General features: G+C 64.5%; 1 protein-coding gene. It reads left to right on the top strand.

The genetic code is table 11. The features are described from left to right. The coding region (locus ACS8YF_RS19730) for a 2-oxo acid dehydrogenase subunit E2 (RefSeq protein ID WP_440851789.1) at positions 1 to 713 on the top strand (713 nt) is incomplete at both ends.

The raw sequence follows: 713 nt of genomic DNA on the forward strand, positions 1-713 counted from the left end.
TCGGGCCACAAGGGCCGCATCACCTTCGAGGACGTGCAGTCCTACGTGAAAGGCGCGCTCGATCAAGTCCAGAGCGGCAAGAGTGCGGGAGCGGCCGCGCCGGCCGGCGGTGGCGGCGTGCCCAGCCAGCCGGACATCGACTTCAGCCAGTTCGGCGACGTCGAAATCACCGAGCTGTCCCGCATCCGCAAGATCTCGGCCAAGGCCGTGCACAAGAACTGGCTGCTCATCCCGCATGTCACCCAGTTCGACACCGCCGACATCACCGAGATGGAACAATTCCGTCAGGCGAACAAGGAAAAAGCCAAGGCAGACGGCGTCAAGCTCACCCCGCTGGCCTTCCTGTTGAAAGCCTCGGCGGCGGCACTCAAGGCCTTCCCGGATCTCAACAGCTCGCTCACCGCCGATGGCGAGTCCCTCGTTCACAAGCAATACGTGAACATCGCCGTGGCGGTGGATACCCCGGGCGGCCTGCTCATGCCGGTGATCAAGGATGTCGACAAGAAAGGCATCTACGAGATCGCGCGCGATCTCGACGACGTCTCGTCCCGCGCCCGCGACGGCAAGATCCGCGGCGACGACATGAAAGGCGCCTGCTTCTCGATCTCAAGCCTGGGTGGCGTCGGCGGCACGGCCTTCACGCCGATCGTCAACTCGCCCGAGGTCGGCATTCTGGGCGTGTCCAAGCACAGCTGGCAGCCGGTCTGGAACGG

The sequence above is a fragment of the Salinisphaera sp. SWV1 genome (assembly GCF_052044155.1).
In the GTDB taxonomy this organism is placed as follows: domain Bacteria; phylum Pseudomonadota; class Gammaproteobacteria; order Nevskiales; family Salinisphaeraceae; genus Salinisphaera.